Genomic DNA, 17194 nt, shown 5'->3' on the forward strand with positions numbered 1-17194 from the left:
TTTATTGGCATCTATTTATTAATCTTGATGTTTAAAACAATACACCACATGATCGTCGACCATACCAATGGCCTGCATAAATGCATATATGGTGGTAGAACCGACGAATTTAAAACCATGTTTTTTAAGGTCTTTACTAATGATATCGGATAATGCTGTGGTTGCGGGGACGTCTGCTATAGTCGTCCAATGATTCACGAGAGGTTCGTCAACGAATTGCCAGATATAATTATCGAAACTCCCAAACTCATTTTGAATGTTCATGAAAGCTTGGGCATTTGATATAGTTGCTTCGATTTTCCGCTTATGGCGAATAACGCCAGTGTCTAGCATCAGTGCATCAACTTTTTCGGCTTGATACTGTGCAATCAGCTGATAGTTGAAATGGTCATATGCGGCGCGAAGGGTGCTTCGTTTGCGTAAAATAGTTGACCAACTTAAACCAGCTTGCATTGTTTCTAAAAACAATGTTTCAAAGAGTTCCGTATCATCGTGTGTTACGACACCCCATTCGTTGTCGTGATAGATAGAATCTTGTTCACTTACGTTAGCCCAGTCACAGCGTGTTAGCATGAACGTACCTCGCGTTTATATCTGATTATTTACGTTGTAAAAGTAGGGCTGTTTCACCAATCAATAAATCAGTGAATTGTTCAACTTCATACGTATTGGTAGGTAATTTCGTTGCATATTCTGCAATATTGGCAATATGCGCCGCTTGAGGTGCTAGTAACAAAATTAGACCATTTTCTTTTAAGTTCAAAAGAAGCATCTTGATTGTTGTTAGTAGTGTCTCTTGATTATCGTTTTCGTCAATTTGAAAAATTGCAGCACCAATTGGTGTAGTTGGATCTAAGTAATTGGGGATGGCGGTGTATGGCTTGCTAATTAGATCCACTCGTTCATGAAGCCCGCTTAAAAACAAAGACGTTGCGACGTCATCGATATGAGCTTTAGTTTCTGAAAAAGCCAAGACTTTTCCGTCGACTCCTACGCGACTAGCTAGGAAACGTGTGATATCACCATGGTTGATGGTTGCATCAATCGTTAAATCTCCAATTTGAATAGCTTCATCGAGCGTTGTTTGCGCTAATTTTTGTACAGAACGCATGGCATTTCCTCCGGTTTAAGATATTGGTTTCAGTGTACCATAAAACCAAGGACGACATTAGGTGTGGAACATTGAAAGCAAGGCTATTTTTTGGTACAGTTAAGTGATTAAAGTGAGGATATTTAAAATGGCATATCAACATCAAACAATTGAAAAAAAGTGGCAACACTATTGGGATGCGAACCAAACGTTCAAGACTTCTAGTGCCCATGATAAAGAAAAGTATTTTGCAATGGACATGTTCCCATTCCCATCAGGGCAAGGGCTACACGTTGGTCATCCAGAAGGATACACAGCGACTGATATCGTTTCTCGTATGAAGCGTATGCAAGGGTTTAATGTCTTGCATCCAATGGGATTTGATGCGTTCGGTTTGCCAACTGAAGAATACGCAATCAAGACAGGATCTGATCCTAAGACTGTGACACGTGAAAACGTTAAGAACTTCCGTCGTCAAATGAAGGCATTGGGACTATCATACGATTGGTCACGTGAAGTGAATACAACAGATCCTAACTACTACAAGTGGACACAATGGATCTTTGAACAATTGTACAAGATGGACTTGGCATACGAAGATGAAATTATGGTTAACTGGGCACCAGATTACAACGGTGGAACAGTTGTGGCCAACGAAGAAATCATCGATGGTAAGACGGAACGTGGTGGATTCCCAGTGTACCGTGTACCAATGCGTCAATGGGCATTGAAGATCACTGCTTATGCTGATCGTTTGATTGATGATTTGGAAGACTTGGACTGGCCAGATGCAATTAAGGAACAACAACGTAACTGGATTGGTCGTTCAATTGGAGCGGCTGTAAACTTCCCTGTTGTTGGTAACGATGCAGCAATTGAAGTCTTTACAACACGTGCAGACACATTGCATGGGGCAACTTACGTTGTTTTGTCTCCTGAACATGACCTAGTTGAAAAGATTGTGACTGACGACCAAAAGGCCGCAGTTGCTGACTTCAAGGAAACTTTGGCAACAAAGTCTGACTTGGAACGTACAGACTTGAACAAGGATAAGTCTGGGGTCTTTACTGGTGCCTACGCAACTAACCCTGTAAATGGTGAACAATTACCAATCTGGGTTGGGGATTATGTTTTGGCTTCATATGGAACTGGAGCGGTTATGGCCGTGCCAGCCCATGACCAACGTGATTTTGAATTTGCAACAAAGTACGGATTGCCAATGGTACAAGTTATTGAAGGTGGCGACATCTCAGAAGCAGCGTACACTGGTGATGGTGTTCACATTAACTCAGGAGACTGGGATGGGATGGACAAGGCCACTGCAATTGATGCAGCCATTACTTGGTTGACTGAAAACGGTGCTGGTGAAAAGCGTGTGAACTATCGTTTGCGCGATTGGATTTTCTCACGTCAACGTTACTGGGGTGAACCAATTCCAGTAATTCACTGGGAAGATGGCGAAACAACACTTGTACCAGAAGAAGAATTGCCATTGCGTTTGCCAGAAGTTGATAACATCATGCCTTCAGGTACGGGTGAATCACCATTGGTTAACGTTGATGACTGGGTTAACGTTGTTGACGAAAATGGACGTAAGGGAAAGCGTGAAACGAACACAATGCCACAATGGGCTGGTTCATCATGGTACTACCTACGCTACATGGATCCACACAATGACAAGGAATTGGTTTCTAAGGAAGCAATTGATTACTGGCAATCAGTAGACTTGTACATTGGTGGAGCAGAACACGCCGTATTGCACTTGTTGTACGCCCGTTTCTGGCACAAGGTGTTGTACGATCTAGGCGTTGTTCCAACAAAGGAACCATTCCAATCATTGGCTAACCAAGGTATGATTCTTGGTGAAAACCATGAAAAGATGTCTAAGTCTAAGGGTAACGTTGTTAACCCTGATGATGTCGTTGAAGAATATGGTGCCGACACACTTCGTATGTACGAAATGTTTATGGGACCTTTGGACCAATCAATTGCTTGGTCTGAAGAAGGTTTGGCTGGATCACGTCGTTGGTTGGATCGTGTATGGCGTTTGTTTATCGATGAAGAAGATAAGCTACGTGACCGTATCACAACTGCAGATGATGAAAAGCTAAAGAAGGTCTACAACGAAACAGTTAAGAAGGTAACAGACGATTACGAAAACTTACGTTTCAACACAGCAATTTCACAAATGATGATTTTCGTGAACGAAGCATACAAGGTTGATATGATTCCTGTTGCTTACATGGAAGGATTCTTGCAATTGTTGAACCCAGTTGCACCGCATTTGGCAGAAGAGCTATGGTCATTCCTTCACCCTGAAGAAACAATGACTTACAGCGCTTGGCCAACATACGATGAAGCTGCGCTAGTTGAATCAGAAATCAAGTTGGTTGTACAAGTGAACGGTAAGGTTCGTGCAAACATCATGATTCCTGCTGACGCTGATCGTGAACAAATGCAAGCTCTTGCGCTAGCGGATGAAACAATCCAAAAGTGGCTAGATGGTGCAGAACCTAAGAAGGTTATTGCAGTTCCAGGAAAGCTTGTTAACATCGTTGTTTAATTGAATTTAATGGAAAAGACACTTTCGAGTGTCTTTTTTTGTTATATCCATGAATTAAACCGCTTTAAAATATGAACCGTAGAAATTGTTTGTAAAATTGCTTGTGAATAGTGCTGATTTTAAGGTTAAATCGGTTATAATTGGAGTTAGCGTGGCTATTTTATGTCATAGTAACTTGGCGCTATAGTTCAACGGGATAGAACAAGGGCCTCCTAAGCCTTAGATCACAGTTCGAGTCTGTGTAGCGTCATCAAATTTGGGGAGGAGAACAACCAATGACGGATGAAGATGAACGCCCAGTATCGCTGCAGGATACTGATACCAAACAATTAAATACAGTACCAACCCCAGCATCAGAACCAAAGGAAATCGATGTACATGAAGTATCCGATCCCTTTGCTAAGGATGCACCAAATCCGGAAGAATTGACGTTCACCGAACCAGAAGGGCCAACTTATGTTGCAGGAAATCAATTTGTGGACCAAGCACCTCGTCTAGGTGCAACAACACTAATTGATTTGTCTCAAGTACAACAAGAGTTGGATGCTTTGGAAGCGACAGGAGAAGAGGAAGAGATTTCTGACTTCGATGAAGCAAATGCAGCCTCACGTATGTTACGAGGTTCAATGTGGATGACCATTGGAAGTCTTGCTTCTCGATTCCTAGGGGCAATTTACATTATTCCGTGGGTTGCGATGATTGGAAATGTGTATTTCAATCAAGCGAATTCGCTATATGCCCAAGGATATCAAATCTACGGTGTGGCCTTGATGGTTGCGACTGCCGGTCTGCCTAATGTGGTAGCCCGTTTAGTAGCTGAGTACAGTGCTAAAAAAGAATTTACGACAGTTAAACAAGTTTTGAGACAATCTTTGTTACTTGGTGGTGCAATGGGATTCGCCGCAGCTGCATTTTTGTATCTGTTTGCCGGTCTTCTATCACAAGGTGACCCGAATGTTGTCTTAGTCATTCGTTCATTGTCTGCGGCCGTATTGGTTATTCCAATTTTGGCGATGTTGCGTGGTTTCTTGCAAGGATATGAAATGATGGGGCCATCAGCGCTGTCACAATTCATTGAGCAAGTTGTCCGTGTCATCTACATGTTGGCCTTAACATACTGGATTATGGTGGTTAACCAAGGTAGCTGGGTAGACGCAACTGTGCAATCTACTTTCGCTGCTTTCTGGGGAGCCCTAGCTGGAATCGTGGTTTTGATTTACTGCATTTTCCGTCGTCGTGATTTCTTCAAGCGTCAAGAAGAACAATCAACACAAGTTGAAGATGTTGATACACGTCAATTAATGTTACGCATGGCTCGCCAATCTGTTCCAGTTATTCTGGGTGGATCAGCGATTGCCCTAGTACAATTGATTGACCAGTATACGTTTGGAAATATTATGCGCACTTTTACGTCTTTTGGGACTTTAGATATCCAAACTATGTATGCGCAATTCGCATTCAATTCAAATAAGTTGGTCATGCTGACAGTATCTTTAGCAGTCGGACTAGCTGAAACGGCGTTGCCTTTGTTGGCACGTGCGCGTGAAACCGGTGATCGTGAAGTCATTAGTGACCGTATCACGTATGCTATGAAGCTATTGAGCTTTGTTATGGTTCCTGCAGCGTTGGGGATGGCAGTGATTGCGCAACCATTATACTTGTTGTTCTACAACACAAATGACCTACACAATGGAACATTGATCTTGCAATATGCAAGTATTACATCAATCGTTCTCGGGTTATACATGGTTGTTTTGGCCTTGTATCAAGGATTAGGTCGTTTACGAGAGACTGTTCTATTACTTGGTATCATTATTTTTGCTAAGTTAGCTTTGCAAGTACCATTAACGCTTTGGTTTGCGGGAATGGGCCCATTGATGTCAACGGCTATTGCGTTCGCAATCGGAATTTATCTAGCTTTGCGTCGACTAAGTCGAGATTATGAAATTGATTGGGAACCATTTAATAAGTCTCTTGTGATTATCTTGTTCTGGAGCCTAATTATGTTCGCGGTGACACTACCATTAAGCATGATGCTGAGTGGTGTATTGGGGACAGGTAAGTTGATGCAGCTTATTATTATTATCATAGTTGGTGGTGTAGGGGCCGCTATCTATGGTATTGCTGCTTTAAAGACACCATTAGCAGTAGATGTACTTGGTCCGCGTGCTGAGCGTCTAGCAAAGAAATTACCATTCTAAAAGTTATCCACAAAAACCTGTGGATAACCTGTGGAAAACACCAATAATATGTGGATAACTCAATATATATAGTGGAAAAGTGGAAACCTAATGCAAATGTCTCTAATTGATTTGACGTTAGGTTGAATAATGGCTATAATAATATGGTTATCGATAACACTAGATGGAGGAATTTAACTATGGCTATGAAGTCACCATATAACTCATGGGCAAGCCGTCGTCCAGTTGGAAACGACACTAAGAAGAAGCAACGTGTTGCTGAAATTGTCAACATCCAACAATGGGCTAAGGGTACTGCCGAATTGAACTCAAAGTAATTTGATATTTCAATTTATAAAAAAGACCAACGTAGATATACGTTGGTCTTTTTTTTGCCTTAAATTTTGCCTAGTAGGCGGTCAAATGTCTCGGGATCAAGATTAGTCGTTAAGAATCTACTCATAGGTGTTATGTCATGACGTGCGTTGAACTTTAAGGCACGTGTATCCATAATAACGACAGTTTGTTGATTTTCAGTTAAAAATAATTGACCAGGTTGCGTATATTTACCCTTTGTATGTTTCCCAATACGCCAACTATGCGTCGTAATGGGCTCTTTGGGGGTAAAGCCACCGTTATTTGTAGGCGTTAGGACAATGCCGATTAATTCGAGCGTGGGATATTTACTTGCCATTATCAAACCACCTTTCTGATGGTTCTTATTATAACAAAAGGGCAAGAAAATCGGCGTCGAATCTGATTTTATGATCAAAATGGCTTTCGTAAGGGGACGATTTTTATTACAGAAAACATAAAATAATTAAGCTAAAACCGAACTATGTAATTACTTGTTTTCTTAATCATTCAGTTATATGAAAAAAATGAGTAGAAAACAGCCTTTTTAAATTTTAATGTTTGCTTTATGGCGGAAATGTGTGATATTCTAAATGTCGTTGAATATTGCGGTTATCAAACGTTAATCGTTTAACAGCAATACCACGTTATCAATGTTATTTATCGGAACAGAACATATTAAGGGGTTTGGAGTAATGTCAGAAGGTGTCAAACTAAAGCGTTCAATGGGGCTGTGGGCAGGATTGTCTTTGGTTATTGGAACAGTTATTGGATCAGGAGTCTTTTTTAAGCAAGCGAGTGTTTTGGAACAAGCCGGTGGGACAACTGCTGGTCTTTCAGCTTGGGTTGTTGGGGGTATTATTACACTAGCAGCGGGACTAACTATTTCAGAAGTCGCAGCACGTTTACCAAAGACTGGTGGACTATATAGTTACATTGAATCATTGTATGGTTCTGCAGCCGGGTTCTTAACTGGTTGGATGCAAGTTATCGTTTATGCCCCAGCTGTTATTGCCTCAATTGGGGGATATGCAGCATATTTGACAGCAAACTTCTTGGGATTACCAATTGAATCAGCACGTTGGATCACAATTTCATATATCTTGTTGGTTGTTTTGATTAACGTTTTGGAAAACCGTGTAACGGCTGCGTTCCAAATGCTAACAACATCAATCAAGATGATTCCAATTGTCTTGTTGATTGGATACGGATTGTTCTTTGGTGAAGTACATGCCTTAGGTCAAACAGTAGAACAATTAACATCAACTGCTAAGGGTGGATTCGGAATGGCCGTTTTGGCAACATTGTTTGCCTATGATGGTTGGATTTTGCTATCTAACTTGGCTGGAGAATTAAAGAACCCACGTCGTGACATGCCTCGTTCAATCGTATACGGTGTAACAATCATCGTTTTGGCCTATGTTGGAGTCACATACGCTGTATACCGTGCATTACCAGCTTCTGAAATTATTCAATTGCAAAACAACTCAACTTTCGTCATGGCAACACAAGCCTTCGGTGAATTTGGTGGACGTGCCTTGAGTATTACAATCATTATCTCAATGTGGGGAACATTGAACGGTAAGATGATTGCGTTCCCTCGTATGGCTTACGCAATGGCTAAGGATGGTTTGTTCCCTAAGTACTTGTCACACCTAAACAAGAAGACTCAAGAACCAATCTCAGCTATCTTGTCAGTTGCTTCTATGGCAATTGCAATTGCTTTGTTTACAAACTCAGCTGACCGTCTATCAGATATTGCGATCTTTACAATCTGGATTTTCTACACAGCTGCTTTCTTCGGAATCTTTATCTTGCGTCACCAAAGCAAGAAGAACCCAGATACACAAGAAGCGCCTTTGTTTAAGACACCTTTGTACCCAATCACACCATTGATTGCGATTGGTGGAGCTATCTTTGTATTGGTTTCAACCCTACGATACGATTTCCAAAGTGTTATGATTTCAATGGTTATGGTTGGACTGGGATTACCAGTCTATTACTACTACACTAAGAAAAATAACGTAAAATAACATCATACAAAAACCTCGAAAGGATTCTTTCGAGGTTTTTTATATGCGTTCGTGAATAAGGTATGTATATTAGAAAAGAATGTTTTTGTATATGATGTGTTTGTTGTAAAATAGAAACAAATGTTGGGAATAGGGGGACTGAGTATATGTCAGTTGGGCAGCAATTTATCGGATTGCCAATTTCATTTGAATTGGTCACAGAAAGAAATACAGAAATCAGTGAAACACAACGCATCGAAGTTAAAAATGATGGTAGTGTGACATTTGATACGTTAGAGAAACAAGTTGATGCCGCACAGGCGATGAACGTAATTCATACAGTGACGGCTTATTTTAGAGAGATTCACCCATCGGGCGTTGGATTAGTAGAAAATGTTTGGCATATTGCAATCACAAATGATGAAGGGAACGTATTTCATTTTCGGGGTCATTTCGGGCAAACGTTATTAGTTGGACAACACAATTTATCTGATTTAATTCGTGAAGCGTTGAATCTACAAGTTTGGGCGTTTGATGGAAAAACACGAGATGTGGAAATTAAACATCTTGAATTGAAGTATTATGAACCAATCGAAACCGCTGACTGGGAACATGATTATAAAGAGCAATTAATATTGCGTCGTTCGCCAGAATCGATTGTGTATGAAACCCTAACGACTGCTGGGGCTGTTGTGACACAAAATATTGTGTTTAAAAAGAAACAGCAGATTACACGAGCACTATCGGTTTTAGAACAAGCTAACCTGGTTCAAATAGCCCATCAACAAGGTGCGCCTGTGATTCAAGCGTTGAATAAACAGGAAAGCACGTATTATCATATGCACATCACATTTGCTGATGATTCTGAGGCGGAAATCGTAGGTGCTTTTGATGATAAAGGCTTACCGGAATTGTTTGCTGATTTCACATATGAGGTGCAAAAGTCATTAACAGCACATACGCTGGGAGACATATTTAAAGGCGGTAACACGCATGAATATATTTACTGTAGCGTTGAATTTACCGATGGTGGGAATACGTACTATTATCTGACAGATGATGACTCGATTGATGTGGGGGATCATGTTGTTGTGCCTGTTGGTGGCGCGGGTACGCCTAAAATTGTTGAAGTGGTGGATGTTGAATACTTCGATGAAAAGCATGTACCAATGCCACTATACAAAGTGAAAAAGATTATTCAAAAAGTCAAAACGATTGATTAACCACGATCACTCAGAGCCTATTCATATACACCGAAACAAGTCGTTCAATTCAGAACCGTTTGTTTTGGTGTTTTTTTAATCGATCACAATGTTTATACGTATAAATATTGTTTTTAAACAATTGATATGAAATTTTATCTATGAATCATCAAGTAAACTTTCGTGTTTTGTTATACTAGATAAAGATAATAACAGGGATATATCAGGTATGTGCATACAATTACAACATGCCGAAGCATCGAGAATTGTAGCGAGTATGGTGCTTAAAATGGCATTTGAGTTATACCGAAATGTCAGAGATATAAATAGAACAATTTGGGTGATACATAGACACCGGGGATTGTGAGGATTGACTACCTTTTTGTTGGGCAGGATAGTATGAGGTTACTCACGAAGGAGGAGATGAAATGTTGAATTTGAAATTCGGTCCAGCAAGTGCTGATCATGAATATGCTTTGTTAGAAGACATGAAGCAGCTCCTAGAGGCTGATTCAGAAGCACAATTATTCTATATTGTGCCAAACCATATTAAGTTTGAAAGCGAAATTAACGTGCTGACACGTCTATCTGAAATGATGGGACATCAAGGACGTGCTTTAGCTGTTCCACGTGTACAAGTATTCTCGCTAAGTCGGTTGGCTTGGTATTACATGCAAGATGATGCTTTGTACCAACAAGCGAATGTATCAAGTGATGGATTAGCGATGTTGGTACAACGTTTATTGCGTGGGGCAAAAGATGAGTTAGCGTTATACGGTAATATGTTGTCTAAGCCTGGATTCATCAGCCAATTTTCGGATCAATTACTAGAAATTAAACAAGCGAATTTGAGTTGGGATGAAGTGGCAGAATTAAGTGTTGATGAACAAACACCTGAAACTCTGCAACGTAAGATGCACGATTTAAGTCTAATTGGCCAACGCCTAGATGCTTTTCTAAAAGATCAAGGGCGTTATTTAAGTGCGGACTTACTACAAGCGTTGAAAGTGTTTTTACGTACAGATAAAGTTGATTTATCAAAACATCATTTCTTTATTAATCGTTATTCTCAAATGACGAACGGTGAAGCGGGTGTGGTTGAAGCGTTAATCGCAGAAGCAGGGAATGTCACTATTGCACTACCTTCTGATGCAGGATCTGCAAGTTTACGTGAAGCACAAACAGATGAAAATGATTTATTCTATAAGCCTAAGATGTTAGGGCGTCGTTTCCAAGGTGTTGCCCAAGATGGCGGGATTGAAACAAGTGTGGTAAACATTGAAGCGCAACGTGATATGAGCGCAACGATGAAAGCAGTTGAAAAATTCTGGATTACGTATGAACAAGAAGGCGTACCGCAAGAAAAGGCCCATGTAGTTGCTAATGAACTAGAGGTTTGGAAAGCGAATACGGCCTATCAAGAAATTGAACAAATGGCTCGTCAAATTCGACAAGAAGTGGCCATGGGTAATGCCCGTTATCGCGATTATTTGTTGATGGCGCGTGATCTGAATCCATATACCAACATGATTCCAGCGATTTTTAATCGCATGGGTATTCCGTTCTTTATGGATGCGGACAAGCAAATGAACACGCATCCGTTGGTAGCGTTTATTAAGCAATTATTGGGATTAGAACGCTTCACAACACGTACATTGATGCAATTATTGAAAAATGAATTACTTGTACCAACCGATGTGGATATTCAAGACTACCGGGAAGCGTTGGCGATTACTGAAAATTACGTGCTAGCTAAGAATATTCAAGGATGGCAATGGGAATCAGAGACACCGTGGCAATATGATTGGAAGGTTTCAAATGTCGAAGATGAGGCGACGCAAGCACAATTAACTTTACGTAACCGTCAACTGGCTTTGATTCATGACCAAGTTAGTCAAATCATTGTGCCTTTTTTGCAGGCATTAAAGGACGCACCGGATACGCAAACAATGGTGCGAGCATTGTATGTCTTTTTGACTGAGCAAGGTGTGAGCGCACGTTTGCTAGGTTGGCGTGATGAAGCAATTCAACAAGGTGATTTGTTCCGTGGGCAACAACCAGAACAAGTTTGGCAAACTTTGATGAATCTCTTGGACGATTTCGTGGATATCTTTGGAAATGAACATATGAGTGTGCCGGATTTACGTGAAACCTTAGTCGCTGGTTTTGACAGTGCGACATACACAGGTATTCCAGCCACGATGGACCAAGTTCGTATTACTGAAAGTGGAATCGTGCAAGGACAGAACTATCAAACAGCAATTATTTTTGGTGCCACAGCCCAACAATTGCCGGCAACGACTCGTACAAAAGCGATTTTGAATGATGGGGATCGTGAATTGCTCTTGCCATTACTACCAGAGTCAGCGAAATTACGTGATACAGCAGATAAGCAAATGGCCGAAGAATCACTTTTGATGTATAACGCCATGATGAGTCCAACCCAACGTTTAATTTGGTCATATCCAACGAGTGACGGGGATAGTAGTTTATCCGGATCAACTTATATCGTTCGTTTAAACGCTCATTTTGTGAACATGGCAGAAACAACATTTGTGCCATTACCTGACCCAACGAGTGAAAATATCGGACAATTCGTCGGCTCTCCAGCCACGACTTTGGCGCATGTCATTCGTATGGAACAAATTGCGCATCTAAACAAATTGCCAATTAGTACTGCATGGCAAAGTCTACGCCAACAAGTATCACAAATTAAACCTGAAATGACGATGCATCTGATGCAGAGTTTGAATTATCACAACCAGGTTGCCCAGCTATCAAGTGGATTAGTGGACGCTTTATTTGGACGTGATTTGAAGATGTCAGTGTCTCGCCTACAAACTTTTGCACGCAATCCATATGAATTTTTCTTATCATATGGGCTTCGTTTGCAAGAACGACAAGTCTTACAGCTAACCCCTGCAGATAAAGGAACGTTAATTCACGCCGGCTTTGAACAATTTTTCATGTCGTTAATTCAAGAAAATCTCGTACTAGGTGAATTAACGGATACTGAGATTACTCAGCGCGTGACGAAAACAATGGAAACTATCTTAGCGGGCGAAGAACAAGAATTAGAAATTTTCAAAAGTTCACCACAGATGGCTTATTTGACAACCCAATTGGTTCAACAAGTTGCGGCAACGGTATTGAAGATGAAGCGTGGTCAACCAACCAACCATCGTGTGCAAACACAAGCGGTCGAAACAACATTTGGATTGGGTGCTCAAGGCTTAGCGCCGGTAAAGTATGATCTTAACCAAGGTAGTTTAACTTTGCGTGGAAAGATTGACCGTATGGATGAAATGCAAGCTGGCGACCAACGTTTTGTTACTGTCGTTGATTACAAGTCTAGTGAACGTGATTTCAAATTGAATAAGGTTATTGCCGGACTTGAATTACAATTAATGACTTATTGGGCAGCGATTGCACAAAACACAACGACACCGGTGGGTGGTGCATTGTATTGGAATGCACAAGTACCATGGGTTAAAGCAAGTGATTTAGACAGTAATTTAGCTTGGTCAGAGATGGTTTCAGCTAGTACAGAAGTGAATGCGACCAATGGAAGTTACGCCGGTGTGTTGACTCGAGATGAATCATACCTAGAGACGTTAGACCCACAAGAAGGACAACCTAGCTTGTACGGCTTTAAGCGTACGTCAAAGGGAGCGATTAGTAAGACAGGTGATAATACCTATACTGATGATGAATTAGCTGTTTTGACACAATTTAACGAATATCAAGTTCGTCGTATTGGGGATGAAATTCTAACGGGTCATTTTGATCTACAACCATTTAAAGATGGGAATACGTCAACTGGCTTAGCCAATAGTGCATATAAGCCGGTGATGATGTTTGATGCGGCATTGGGAAACCAATATAAAGACATCAGTATGTTCCCAACAAAGCGTCAAGATGCGTTAACTTGGATGCAAGAAGAGATGGAGGAAGAGGAATGAATTTTACGCCAACGCAATCGGCAGCGATTGAAACAAAAGGTAAAAATATTCTAGTTTCGGCTTCAGCCGGATCTGGGAAAACGCGTGTCCTAGTTGAACGTGTGTTGCGTCGCTTGTTGGCTGGTGAGAACATCAATGAATTTTTGATTGTAACTTTTACCGAAGCCGCAGCCGCAGAAATGAAAGAACGACTAGAAAAGGTTATTCGCACCAATTTACAGGATGCTGAAGGAGACCAACGCCAACATTTATTGAAACAATTACGTTTGTTGAATGTGGCTAATATTTCGACACTGCACGCCTTTGCGCTACGTCTCATTGAACAATATCACTATACAATTGATTTGGATCCACAATTTCGATTGTTAGATGATGCTGAGCGGACTTTATTGATGCACAATGTGTATCAATCTCTTTTGAATGATGCCTATGAAAATGATGATGCGGGGACCTTTAAAGCGTTGGTCACGCAATTTAAATCTGCAAGTCAAGATGATGGTCCCTTACGGGAAGCAGTCTTTACGCTATTTAATTTTGCAATGGCACGACCAGATACGTCAGAATGGTTAGCTAATTTGGTCACAGCATACGCATATGAAGGTAACTTTACGCAAACAGTGTTTTACCAAACGGAAGTTCTGCCATTATTGAAGGCTGAAATCATTGGATTAGCAGCGGAAGCAGAGCGTGCGTTACGCCAAGCACCAGATACAGATGAAAGTGAAGCAGCATTAAATCGTAAAGCGAATTTGGAAAACGATGCCGATTTCTTTGATAGCATGAACCAAATGTTGGCGAATCCTGATTTGAGTTGGGATGATTTACGTCGCATGATGTTAAATGATGACCAACCTACAAAGTGGGGAGCAGCACGTCATGCAAAAGCGAAAGCCAGTCGTTTTAGTAAAGATGACGCAGAACTGAAAGAAGCCTGGGATGCAGTTAAAATTGGGCGTGACTATCGTTTAACACAATTGGATAAATTGCGTAGCCAATACTTTATCTTGGATGAGGCTGGGCAAGAGGTGGCGTTGACTGGTGCGCAAGCAACATTACGTCAATTAGTGACCTTTACAGAACAATTCCGAGATGCGTTTTTGAAAGAAAAATTGGCACAAAAGACGGTTGATTTTAATGACCTGGAACATTTTGCGTTAGAAATTGTGCAACAAGATGCCGTTGTACAAGAATTGTCAGCGCGTTACAGCGAAGTCATGGTCGATGAATACCAAGACACAAATCAATTACAAGAAGCCATCTTGAGTCGGATTGCTGGGGATGATAATACCTTCCAAGTAGGAGATATTAAGCAATCGATTTATAAGTTCCGACAAGCCGACCCTTCTTTGTTTGGGAGTAAATTACATGACTATCCGTTGGATGATCAAAGTGATGTGATTACCCTACAAGAGAATTTCCGTTCACATCCTAATGTTACGAAGTTTATTAACTACATTTTCGGACAAATTATGAGTGAACAATTAGGGGATGTGGAATATACCGGTACGGCAGAATTAGTGGCTGGTGCGGATTATTATCCCAAAGAAGTAAGTAAGCATGCAGAGTTGTTGGTTTATCTGAGCGAAGTTGACGATGATGCTGATAAGTACACAAGTACCATTGGACAAATTCGCTTAATGGCTTGGAAAATTAAAGCGTTGATGGCTGATGAAACAACACGTATTTTTGATCGTGAAGAGAAAGAATTACGTCGACCAACCTATGATGACTTTACAATTCTGGTGCCGACTAAATTACAGAACTTAGATGTGATTGATGTCTTCAATAAATTGGACTTACCATTGGCGGTGGATGGGACCGAAAACTTTTTCCAAACCACTGAAATTTCCGTCATGCTGAGCTTGTTGCGTATCATTGATAATCCACATCAAGATATCCCGTTGGCGGCGGTATTACGTTCACCAATGTATGGGCTTGATGAAAATGCATTGGCTGTAATCCGTTTACAAGATATGCAGGGTGATTTTTATCAAGCATTAACATGTTTCAATGAATTGGAAATTGCTGATGTGACCTTTGGTGGGATGGATGTGGAAGCCATTCAGCGCATTAAGATGATTGTTAGTCGCTTTATGGATCAACTAGCTGAATTTAAGATTTTGGCGACACAAAATCAATTGGTTGACTTGATTTGGCGTATTTTTGATAAGACAGGTTGGCTAGATTACGTGGGTGGCTTACCGTCTGGACCACAACGTCAAGCGAATTTACATGCGCTATATGAACGAGCCGCTAGTTTCCAACAATCGAATTTTGTTGGCTTGTATCAATTCGTCAGCTACATTACTGAATTACAAGAAAAAGAACGTGATTTAGGTGTTGCGGATGCCAATGTTACGGATAACAGTATTCGTTTGATGACCATCCATCGTTCAAAAGGATTGGAATTTCCAATTGTATTCTTACTAAACAGTACCCGCGACATGGTTTCTACCAATGAAGTTAAGGGGAAAGTGTTAGTGGATGCGTATGCAGGAGCTGGAATTGATTACGTTGATGTGGAACATCAACTGCAATTGCCAACAATTCAACGTGAAGTCGTTAAAACGGCCCGCCAAAAAGGTGCCTTTGCGGAACAATTACGTGTGCTGTATGTTGCGTTGACACGTGCGGAACAAGAAGTGTTCCTAGTGGGATCATATGATACTGCTAAGCAAATGCTCGATAAGTGGCAATTGAGTCAACATGGACAAGACTGGATGTTACCTGAATGGGTACGTCTACAAGGAAAGTCATATATGGATTTGGCAGGGATGGCCTTGTTACGTCATCCTGATATTGAACAACGCTTGCACATCACAGATGCTGAAGTTGACTTGACGGATATTAAACCATTAGTACCAAAGGATGAATTCGTGAAGCCAGCAGAAGAAGAGATGGCGGAATTTTTGGCGAATCAGCTCAAATTCAATATCGATACTAAGACATTTTCAGAGTTGCAAGCCGATGAAGTAGCTCAATATGATGCAAAAATTGTTGAGACTACGCCGGTTGTTGATCCGCTAATCACAAATGTGGATGTAACGAATTGGCAACCAGTTCTAGAATATGATTATTCATTTGATTCAGCGACACATGCAACAGCCTATCAATCTGTTTCAGAAGTAAAGCGTCTATTTGAAGACCCAGACCTTACAGCAGGACGTGGTGTGGCAGATACGCGTCTAGATCCACAAGCCACGACTGGATTGCGTTTTGTAAATGATGAATTGCCAGAACCTAAATTCATGCAAGTGGCGACTAATCAAGTTACTGCAGCTGCAATTGGAACGGGGACGCATTTAGTGTTGCAAAGTATTAATCTAGCTAAGGGTGTTCCAACGTTAGATGGCATTGGGCAAACAATCGATGATTTGGTTAAATCAGAATTATTAGATGTTGCTGTCGCCAAGAAAATCAATCGAGAAAGTATCCTAACATTCTTTACTGGAACCGATTTAGGCCAACAGATGGTCTTGAACCAGGCTAGTTTAAAGCGAGAAGTGCCCTTTTCATTGTTGTTGGATGCGAAAATGTTATATAAAGACTTTGCAGGCGACGATCGTGTGTTAGTGCATGGTATTATCGATGGATATTTCATGAAGGGGGATGAATTATGGTTATTTGACTATAAAACAGACCGCATGATTGATGATAATGCTGAGCAAATGCTTAAAGAACGCTATGCGGGGCAATTAAATATCTATGCGCAGGCACTAATTGCAATGGGATTGCCACAACCTAAGAAGTTTATCTATGCATTATCAATTGGAAAAACAATTGAATTAGGATAATCTATTAAAAATATAACGAATGAAAAAGATGACGGGA

The 17194-nt window shown here is 40.8% G+C and carries 10 protein-coding genes and 1 tRNA gene; 8 read left to right on the forward strand and 3 right to left on the reverse strand.

The window, feature by feature from the left end; genetic code table 11:
• Positions 1 to 18: 18 nt before the first annotated feature.
• Both WS08_RS00230 and WS08_RS00235 read right to left on the reverse strand, forming a co-directional pair.
• The gene (locus WS08_RS00230; RefSeq protein ID WP_009495717.1) at positions 19 to 573 is read right to left on the reverse strand and encodes a DNA-3-methyladenine glycosylase I; all 555 of its coding nucleotides are present in this window, start codon (positions 571 to 573) and stop codon (positions 19 to 21) included.
• 25 nt (positions 574 to 598) lie between these two features.
• Positions 599 to 1111 carry a hypothetical protein gene (locus WS08_RS00235; RefSeq protein ID WP_009495716.1) on the reverse strand — a complete coding sequence of 171 codons (513 nt, stop codon included), beginning with the start codon at positions 1109 to 1111 and terminating at the stop codon, positions 599 to 601.
• Between the two features lie 127 nt (positions 1112 to 1238).
• Here WS08_RS00235 and leuS point away from each other — a divergent pair, with 127 nt between their 5' ends.
• The 4 genes from leuS (at position 1239) to WS08_RS06940 (ending at position 6171) form a co-directional block, all read left to right on the forward strand.
• Entirely contained in the window at positions 1239 to 3653 is a 2415-nt protein-coding gene (gene leuS, locus WS08_RS00240) for a leucine--tRNA ligase (protein ID WP_009495715.1), read from the forward strand.
• 177 nt (positions 3654 to 3830) lie between these two features.
• Positions 3831 to 3903 (forward strand) — tRNA-Arg (locus WS08_RS00245).
• Between the two features lie 25 nt (positions 3904 to 3928).
• Positions 3929 to 5854, forward strand: coding sequence for a putative polysaccharide biosynthesis protein (locus WS08_RS00250; RefSeq protein WP_009495714.1), 1926 nt, complete (start codon positions 3929 to 3931; stop codon positions 5852 to 5854).
• Between the two features lie 179 nt (positions 5855 to 6033).
• Positions 6034 to 6171 (forward strand): hypothetical protein, encoded by a 138-nt coding sequence (locus tag WS08_RS06940; protein ID WP_200870258.1) that lies wholly within the window; start codon positions 6034 to 6036, stop codon positions 6169 to 6171.
• A gap of 59 nt (positions 6172 to 6230) precedes the next feature.
• On the opposite strand, the gene WS08_RS00255 is transcribed toward WS08_RS06940, so the two are convergent.
• The gene (locus WS08_RS00255; RefSeq protein WP_009495712.1) at positions 6231 to 6527 is read right to left on the reverse strand and encodes a DUF7671 family protein; all 297 of its coding nucleotides are present in this window, start codon (positions 6525 to 6527) and stop codon (positions 6231 to 6233) included.
• A gap of 355 nt (positions 6528 to 6882) precedes the next feature.
• Between WS08_RS00255 and WS08_RS00260 the strand changes: the two genes are divergently transcribed.
• The 4 genes from WS08_RS00260 (at position 6883) to addA (ending at position 17157) form a co-directional block, all read left to right on the forward strand.
• The gene (locus tag WS08_RS00260) at positions 6883 to 8220 is read left to right on the forward strand and encodes an APC family permease (protein WP_009495711.1); all 1338 of its coding nucleotides are present in this window, start codon (positions 6883 to 6885) and stop codon (positions 8218 to 8220) included.
• Positions 8221 to 8366: 146 nt separating this feature from the next.
• Complete coding sequence (locus tag WS08_RS00265; protein ID WP_009495710.1) at positions 8367 to 9422, forward strand: hypothetical protein; 1056 nt, start codon at positions 8367 to 8369, stop codon at positions 9420 to 9422.
• Positions 9423 to 9829: 407 nt separating this feature from the next.
• On the forward strand, positions 9830 to 13363 hold the full coding sequence (locus WS08_RS00270; protein WP_009495709.1) for a PD-(D/E)XK nuclease family protein: 3534 nt from the start codon (positions 9830 to 9832) through the stop codon (positions 13361 to 13363).
• Positions 13360 to 17157, forward strand: coding sequence for a helicase-exonuclease AddAB subunit AddA (gene addA / locus WS08_RS00275; RefSeq protein WP_009495708.1), 3798 nt, complete (start codon positions 13360 to 13362; stop codon positions 17155 to 17157). The genes WS08_RS00270 and addA overlap by 4 nt, the downstream gene beginning before the upstream one ends.
• The last annotated feature ends 37 nt before the right edge of the window (positions 17158 to 17194 follow it).

Source organism: Weissella tructae (assembly GCF_000732905.1).
Taxonomy (GTDB): Bacteria; Bacillota; Bacilli; order Lactobacillales; family Lactobacillaceae; genus Weissella; species Weissella tructae.

Excerpts from the sequence above, each read along its gene's own strand:
- addA (WP_009495708.1), top strand. The coding sequence starts at position 13,360 with ATGAATTTTACGCCAACGCAATCGGCAGCGATTGAAACAAAAGGTAAA.
- WS08_RS00255 (WP_009495712.1), bottom strand. The coding sequence starts at position 6,527 with ATGGCAAGTAAATATCCCACGCTCGAATTAATCGGCATTGTCCTAACG.
- WS08_RS00260 (WP_009495711.1), top strand. The coding sequence starts at position 6,883 with ATGTCAGAAGGTGTCAAACTAAAGCGTTCAATGGGGCTGTGGGCAGGA.
- WS08_RS00250 (WP_009495714.1), top strand. The coding sequence starts at position 3,929 with ATGACGGATGAAGATGAACGCCCAGTATCGCTGCAGGATACTGATACC.
- leuS (WP_009495715.1), top strand. The coding sequence starts at position 1,239 with ATGGCATATCAACATCAAACAATTGAAAAAAAGTGGCAACACTATTGG.
- WS08_RS00270 (WP_009495709.1), top strand. The coding sequence starts at position 9,830 with ATGTTGAATTTGAAATTCGGTCCAGCAAGTGCTGATCATGAATATGCT.
- WS08_RS00230 (WP_009495717.1), bottom strand. The coding sequence starts at position 573 with ATGCTAACACGCTGTGACTGGGCTAACGTAAGTGAACAAGATTCTATC.
- WS08_RS00235 (WP_009495716.1), bottom strand. The coding sequence starts at position 1,111 with ATGCGTTCTGTACAAAAATTAGCGCAAACAACGCTCGATGAAGCTATT.
- WS08_RS06940 (WP_200870258.1), top strand. The coding sequence starts at position 6,034 with ATGGCTATGAAGTCACCATATAACTCATGGGCAAGCCGTCGTCCAGTT.
- WS08_RS00265 (WP_009495710.1), top strand. The coding sequence starts at position 8,367 with ATGTCAGTTGGGCAGCAATTTATCGGATTGCCAATTTCATTTGAATTG.